This window comes from Stenotrophomonas sp. 3diitr2024, assembly GCF_042136455.1.
Classification (GTDB): domain Bacteria; phylum Pseudomonadota; class Gammaproteobacteria; order Xanthomonadales; family Xanthomonadaceae; genus Stenotrophomonas; species Stenotrophomonas sepilia.
Genome location: NZ_JBHHMJ010000075.1, coordinates 1 through 6,820 on the forward strand (window position 1 = coordinate 1; position 6,820 = coordinate 6,820).

The following is a 6,820-nucleotide window of genomic DNA, read 5'->3' on the forward strand; positions in this document are numbered from 1 at the left end:
CGAGCACAGGTTCCCGGGAAGGCAGACCCCGATCATGGCACCGCCCACGGCCCATGGCATGGGACGAAGGTCCCGCCTGCAGCGCAGGCAGGACCGGGAACCGGCCGCTCTGGTAGATGCCAACCTTGGTTGGCACACGGGGAAACCCAGCGCCGACCAAGGTCGGCATCTACCAGGGCACCGCCGCTGAACATGCAGTAGATCCACGCCATGCGAGGATGCGCCGGGATCCTGACAGGGGTCAGAGCCCTTTCCAGTGGAAAGGGATCCGACCCCGCAGCCTCAGTGGCTGGCCCTGTCGCGCTTCCAGCCGCGGTGCTTGATGTCCAGGTGCAGGCTGTACAGCGCGGTGAACGCCGGGAACAGGTTCTGCAATACACCCACCGAGTCCTGCTTGGCCGAGAACAGGAAGTAGCTCAGGGTCATCAGGCTGCCGAGCACGCTCATGTACCAGAACAGGCGCGGGATGACGGGTTTGCCGGCGCGCTTGGAGGCGATGAACTGGACCAGCCAGCGGCCGCCGAACATCAGTGCGCCGGTGTAGCCGATCAGCTTCCAGCCGGTCACATGCAGGCCGGTCCAGTACAGCCAGGTCAGGGGCTGATCCAGCCAGTGCAGCTCCAGATCCATCAGCGCTCCTCCACCGCGGTGCGCTTGCTTCGGGTGATCAGCCAGGCTACGCCACGCAGGTCGCGGATGCCGACCAGCGCGCGGCCGAGGTTGTTGTACTTGGACACGCCGGCGGTACGGTGGCGGTGATTGACCGGCACGCTGGTGGTCTTCCAGCCGGCACGCTGCATCAGCGCTGGCAGGTAACGGTGCATGTGGTCGAAGTACGGCAGGTCGAGGAACGCGCTGCGTTCGAACAGCTTGATGCCGCAACCGGTGTCGGGCGTGTCATCGCGCAGCATGCGCGCACGGATGGCGTTGGCCCATTTGCTGGCCCAGCGCTTGCTGCCGCTGTCCTGGCGGTTGACGCGCCAGCCGGCGAACAGCTTCACCTGCGCCTCGGCGGCGTCGCGTGCGGCAAGCAGCTTGGGAATATCGGCCGGATCGTTCTGGCCATCGCCATCCAGGGTGGCGATCCACGGCGCGCGCGCGTGCTTGACGCCGGTGCGCACCGCCGTGCTCTGCCCGCTCTGGTTCACATGGTGCAGCACGCGCAGTTCCGGGGTGGTTGCCTTCAATCCCTGCAGCACCGCCAGGGTGTCATCACGCGAGTGGTCGTCGATGTAGACGATCTCGAACGGCAGCCGGCCACGCAGCGCAGCGGTGATTTCGGCGACCAGCGGGGCAACATTGTCGCGCTCGTTGAACACCGGGACGACAACGGAAAGCTCGGGTTGGCTCATAAGGCACTCGGCCAAAGGGGGGACAAAGACCGCGCATTCTCCGAAACCGAGGTTATCCGAAGATGAACCCGGCGGCGTGAGGATCCGTCCTCAGGCGCGATCGCCAAAATACTCGCGGCACCACTGCACCACAGGCGGCAGGCCTTGTTCGATCGGGGTCACCGCATCGAAGCCGAAAGCGTCATGTGCGCGCCGGGTATCGGCCATCGTGCGCACCATGTCGCCGGGCTGCATGGGCTTGTAGACCTTCTGCGCAGGGCGGCCGGCGGCCTGCTCGATCACGCTGATGAAGCGCTCCAGCTCGACCGGCGTATGGTTGCCGAGGTTGAACACCCGGTGCGGCACCGGGCCGTCGGCCGGATGCGCGAGGGCGCCGAGGATACCGGACACAATGTCGGAGACATGTGTGAAATCGCGCTGCATGCGGCCTTCGTTGAACACGTCGATCGGCCGCCCGGCCAGCACCGCGCGCGAGAACAGCAGCGGTGCCATGTCCGGCCGGCCCCACGGGCCATACACGGTGAAGAATCGCAGCCCGGTGGCATGCAGGCCGTACAGCTGCGCGTAGGTGTAGGCCATCAGCTCGTTGGCCGCCTTGGTCGCCGCGTACAGCGAGCGCGGCTGGTCCACGCGCTGGTCTTCGGAGAACGGCGGCGTGGCCGAATCGCCGTAGACCGAACTGCTGGAGGCATACACCAGGTGCTGCACGCCACGGTGGCGGCACAACTCGAGCATGTTGACGAAGCCGACCAGGTTGCTGTCGACGTAGGCATGCGGGTTTTCCAGCGAATAGCGCACGCCGGCCTGCGCGGCCAGGTGGATCACCGCGGTCGGCCGCACCTCGTCGAACAGTGCGGCCAGGCCCTGCTGGTCGGTCAGGTCCAGGGTGCGCAGGTCCAGCGCCGGACACAGCGCGGCCACGCGGTCACGCTTGATCTGCGGGTCGTAGTAATCGTTGAAGTTGTCCAGGCCGACCACGGCCTGGCCGGCCTCCAGCAGCGCGCGGGCGGTGTAGGCACCGATGAAGCCGGCAGCGCCGGTGAGCAGGATGGTCATGGCAGGGGCCTGGGAACGAAGTTCAGGCCCCTGATGTTACCGGTCTCAGAACAAACCGAAACGCTTCTTCGCCACGTTGGTGCGGCCGGGCTCGATCACATCGTTGATCTGTTTCGCATCGAAGCGGTCGAGCAGGGCGTCGGCGCCCTTCTTCAGCTTCAGGTCCATCTCTTCGGGGTACAGCGGAACCAGGCTCATGAAGCTGATGGTATTGCCATCCTCCAGCTCCAGCGTGGCGAAGTCCTCCGGGGCGGTCACCGGCGGCAGCACGATGGCACCGTCGAAACCCACGCCCGGCGCATAGGGCTCGCTGGGATGGCCGTTGGGAATGGTGTGGCCGAAGCCCAGCCACGTGTCGTACTCGTGCGGCAACCGCGCCATGCCCTTCAGCAGGCGCACCGGCCAGTAGTTGCGCTCATCCTCGAAGGCGTCCTGGGACATCGGCCAGTCGGCCGGCAGGGTCACCATCAGTTCCATGTAGCGCGGCACGTCCGCATCCACCTCGGCGGGCACGGTCATCGGCAGGTCGCTCATGCCGGAGGTGACCAGGCGCAGGTACGGGCAGTGGTCATTGGCAGGCACCACGTGCACGTCGATGTGCACCAGGTCGGAGATGATTTCATGGAAGACACCGGACACCGGGCCCAGGTGGCGTTCGATGTGGGCGCTGATCGCCTCGATGTGCCGTTCTTCGCCGATGGCGAGCACAAAGTCCTTCTCACGGCGATGTACCAGTATCTGGGTGCCGTCCGGGCTGACGTCCTCGTAGTCGTTGCTCATGTCCTGCTCCCTGGATGAGGCCACGGCCGGAGGTCAGTGCATTCCCGGTGCGCGTGGCGGTGCGTTCCCTGTCATTCGCCGGGCGCGGCAGGAACAGGCCGCCCCCCGACGCGGCGCAGGGCTCAGCCTTGGCGCGTGCGCAGTTTTTCCAGCACGCCGTCCAGGGTGTCCAGGTCGGTGTAGTGGATGATCAGCTTGCCCTTGCCGCCACGGCCGTGGCTGATCGCCACCTTGGCGCCGAGCGCTTCGGACAGCTCGGTTTCCAGCGAGGCGATGTCGGCCTGCTGCACCTTCGGCGTGGCCACCGGACGGCTGCTCGGCACCTTGCCGGCGGCGAAAGCCTGCGCGCGCCGCTCGACCTCGCGCACCGACCAGCCTTCGTCGGCCGCTTCCTGGGCCAGCTTGCCGGCCAGTTCGGGGGCCAGGGTCAGCAGCGCACGGGCATGCCCCATTTCCAGGCGGCGGGTTTCCAGCAGCAGGCGGATCGCCACCGGCAGTTCCAGCAGGCGCAGCAGGTTGGACACCGCCGCGCGCGAGCGGCCGACGGCCTCGGCGGCCTCGGCATGGGTGAGGGTGAACTCGCTGATCAGGCGCTGCAGCGCTTCGGCTTCCTCCAGCGGGTTGAGGTCTTCACGCTGGATGTTCTCGATCAGCGCCATCGCGATGACGGTGCGGTCTTCCAGCTCGCGCACCACCACCGGCACTTCGTCCAGCCCGGCCAGCTGCGATGCGCGCCAGCGGCGTTCACCGGCGACGATTTCGTAGTTGCCCGCCGGCAGCTGGCGCACCAGGATGGGCTGGATCACGCCCTGCGACTTGATCGAGTCGGCCAGCTCGGACAGCTTGCCCTCGTCCATCTCGCGGCGCGGCTGGTACTTGCCCGGCTGCAGCTGGCCGACCGGCAACTTGCGCAGCACTTCCCCCGGCAGCGGCTCGATCACCGCCGTGGTGGCCTGCACCTGGCTGACCGCCCCCTTCGGGCCCAGCAGCGCGTCCAGGCCACGGCCGAGGCCTCGCTTCTTGGCTGCCGGCTTGCTGCTGGTCATCAGACGGTCTCCACGGCCTTGGTGGCCTTGTTGCGTTCGTTGTTGCGGCGGATGATCTCGCCGGCCAGGCCCAGGTAGGCCACGCCACCGCGCGAGGCGCGGTCGTAGCCGACGATGCTCTGGCCATGGCTGGGTGCCTCGGCCAGGCGCACGTTGCGCGGCACGATGGTGCGGAACACGCGATCGCCGAAGTGCTCGGTGAGCTCGGCCGACACCGCGTTGGCCAGGTTGTTGCGCACGTCGAACATGGTGCGCAGCACGCCTTCGATCTCCAGCGCCGGATTGAGGTTGGCACGCAGCGCTTCGATGGTTTCCACCAGCGCGCTCAGGCCTTCCAGGGCGTAGTACTCGCACTGCATCGGCACGATCACCGAATCGGCAGCGGCCAGCGCATTGAGCGTCAGCAGCGACAGCGCCGGCGGGCAGTCGATCAGGATGTAGTCGTACTCGTCGCGGATCGGTGCCAGCGCGCGCTTCAGCCGCTGCTCGCGCTCACTCTGCGCCATCAGCTGGATCTCGGCGGCGGTCAGGTCGATGTTGCCGGGAAGCAGGTCGTAGCCTTCGGCGGTCTGCACGAGTACATCGGCGGCGCTGGACTCGCCCAGCAGCAGATCGTAGGTGGAGGCGGCCAGCTCACGCTTGTCCACGCCACTGCCCATGGTCGCGTTGCCCTGCGAATCGAGGTCGACCAGCAGCACGCGCTTGGGTGCGTTGGCCAGGGAAGCGGCCAGGTTGACGGCGGTCGTGGTCTTGCCGACGCCACCCTTCTGGTTGGCGATGGCGATGATGCGGGCCATGCGGGTGTGCCTCGTCGACGTGTGCTGGGACCGGTCATTATGCGTACAACCGGCCCCTTGCGGAAATCGTGGATCGCCAACCCGTTGTTGCACAAGGGGCTGGCGGCGGGAATCAAGGGCCTGTAACAGTGACCAGGTGGCGTTCGCCGGCCAGGCCGGGCACGCTCAGCGGGGTCACCTCGCGCACCTGCCAGCCAGCCGGCAAGTCCGCGATCTCCTCATGCGGGTAGACGCCCTTCATGGCCAGCAGCACGCCCCCCGGCCGCAGCAGGTGGCCACCGACGCGGACGATGCCGGCCAGGGTATCCATGGCACGGGCGGTCAACTGGTCGTAACGACCGGCCTCGTCCAGCGCCTCGGCGCGCGATTCGGCCACGCGGGCATTGCCCAGGCCGAGTTGGCGCACGGCCTCGCGCATGAAGCGCGCCTTCTTGCCATTGCTCTCGACCAGGGTCACCTGCAGGCCCGGGCAGGCGATGGCCAGCGGGATGCCCGGCAGCCCGGGGCCGGTGCCGAGGTCGGCCAGGCTGCCATCGGCCACGAACGGCTGCATCGCCAGCGAGTCGAGCAGGTGGCGGGTGACCATCTCCTGCGGGTCGCGGATGGCGGTGAGGTTGTAGGTGCCGTTCCAGCGGTGCAGCAGGGCCAGGTAGCGCAGCAGCGGCGGCGCCAGCGCGGCATCCAGGCCCATGCTGGCCAGGCCCTGTTCCAGCGTGGCAGCCACGCTGGCGGGAAGTGGGTGTTCGCTCATGCCGGCATTATCGCCGGTTTTGCGCGCTGATTCCCCGCCTCAGTGCGGATACCAGGCCAACGCCGCCCGGAACTGACCGGTGGCCTGCCATTCGTGCAGGTGCCAGCGCGCGGCCTCGCCCAGTTCCGGGTCGCACCAGCGCAGGTGCAGGGCACCATCGGCCCCCGGCGCCAGCTGCAGGCGGTGCAGGCCGAACGAGATACCCTGGCCGTGCGCCTTCAGCATCGCTTCCTTGGCGCACCACACGCGGAAGAACCAGTGTTCGCGGTCGGCCTGGTCCAGGCTTTCCAGCCACGCCACCTCCTCCGGGTGGAAGAAGCGCTGCACGATCTCCAGCAGGCGGGCGCGCGGCCGCAGCAGTTCCAGGTCCACGCCCAGCCGCACGCCTTCGCCCAGCGCCACCAGCAGCACCTCGCCGCTGTGGCTCCAGCCGGTGCCGTAGTGGGCCAATGCGCCGCTCAGCTCCGGCCGGCCCTTGTCATCGCGGACCAGCGGCAGCGTCTCCGGATCGGCCCCGAGGGCCTGCGCCAGCACCTGCCGTGCCTGCGGTTCGCCGCGCTGGCCGGGCACGTGTGGGCGCCGCCAGACCGTCACCGGACCAAAGCGCCACGGGCCGTCGAGGGTGGCTGGCAGGCTCATGCGCACGCGCCCGTCACACGATTGCACGACGGGTTCACGGCCGTGCGCGTCAACTGGTCACCGTTCCCCACCGGAGGTTCGATCATGGGCATCATCATCTGGCTGATCGTCGGCGGCATCGTAGGCTGGCTGGCCAGCATCATCATGAAGCGCGATGCCCAGCAGGGCATCATCCTCAACATCGTGGTCGGCATCGTCGGCGCGCTGATTTCCGGCTGGCTGTTCGGCGGCGGCATCAACGAAGCGATCACCATTCGAACCTTCCTGTTCTCGCTGATCGGTGCAGTGATCCTGCTGGCGATCGTCAATCTGTTCACCCGCAAGAGCATACGCTGACACGGCGGTAGCGCCGGCCGCTGGCCGGCGGGCCTTTCAGAACGGGCCCGGCGATGCCCGCGC

The 6,820-nt window shown here is 67.8% G+C and carries 9 protein-coding genes; 1 reads left to right on the forward strand and 8 read right to left on the reverse strand.

The window, feature by feature from the left end:
- Positions 1–282: 282 nt before the first annotated feature.
- The 8 genes from ABGA94_RS01735 to ABGA94_RS01770 form a co-directional block, all read right to left on the reverse strand.
- Positions 283–630, reverse strand: coding sequence for a lipid-A-disaccharide synthase N-terminal domain-containing protein (locus ABGA94_RS01735; RefSeq protein ID WP_005420378.1), 348 nt, complete (start codon positions 628–630; stop codon positions 283–285).
- Entirely contained in the window at positions 630–1,352 is a 723-nt protein-coding gene (locus tag ABGA94_RS01740) for a glycosyltransferase family 2 protein (protein ID WP_005420380.1), read from the reverse strand. The genes ABGA94_RS01735 and ABGA94_RS01740 overlap by 1 nt, the downstream gene beginning before the upstream one ends.
- A gap of 90 nt (positions 1,353–1,442) precedes the next feature.
- Positions 1,443–2,408, reverse strand: coding sequence for an NAD-dependent epimerase/dehydratase family protein (locus ABGA94_RS01745; RefSeq protein WP_005420382.1), 966 nt, complete (start codon positions 2,406–2,408; stop codon positions 1,443–1,445).
- 45 nt (positions 2,409–2,453) lie between these two features.
- Positions 2,454–3,188: a suppressor of fused domain protein gene (locus ABGA94_RS01750; protein WP_005420384.1), complete on the reverse strand. Its 735-nt coding sequence runs from the start codon at positions 3,186–3,188 to the stop codon at positions 2,454–2,456.
- A gap of 122 nt (positions 3,189–3,310) precedes the next feature.
- Entirely contained in the window at positions 3,311–4,234 is a 924-nt protein-coding gene (locus tag ABGA94_RS01755; protein ID WP_049415931.1) for a ParB/RepB/Spo0J family partition protein, read from the reverse strand.
- Positions 4,234–5,031, reverse strand: coding sequence for a ParA family protein (locus ABGA94_RS01760; RefSeq protein ID WP_375366210.1), 798 nt, complete (start codon positions 5,029–5,031; stop codon positions 4,234–4,236). Before ABGA94_RS01760 ends, ABGA94_RS01755 begins: the two co-directional genes overlap by 1 nt.
- A gap of 112 nt (positions 5,032–5,143) precedes the next feature.
- Complete coding sequence (gene rsmG, locus ABGA94_RS01765; RefSeq protein WP_005420388.1) at positions 5,144–5,782, reverse strand: 16S rRNA (guanine(527)-N(7))-methyltransferase RsmG; 639 nt, start codon at positions 5,780–5,782, stop codon at positions 5,144–5,146.
- Between the two features lie 39 nt (positions 5,783–5,821).
- Positions 5,822–6,421, reverse strand: coding sequence for a 4'-phosphopantetheinyl transferase superfamily protein (locus ABGA94_RS01770; protein ID WP_005420390.1), 600 nt, complete (start codon positions 6,419–6,421; stop codon positions 5,822–5,824).
- A gap of 84 nt (positions 6,422–6,505) precedes the next feature.
- Between ABGA94_RS01770 and ABGA94_RS01775 the strand changes: the two genes are divergently transcribed.
- On the forward strand, positions 6,506–6,757 hold the full coding sequence (locus ABGA94_RS01775) for a GlsB/YeaQ/YmgE family stress response membrane protein (RefSeq protein WP_005411656.1): 252 nt from the start codon (positions 6,506–6,508) through the stop codon (positions 6,755–6,757).
- Positions 6,758–6,820: the final 63 nt, after the last annotated feature.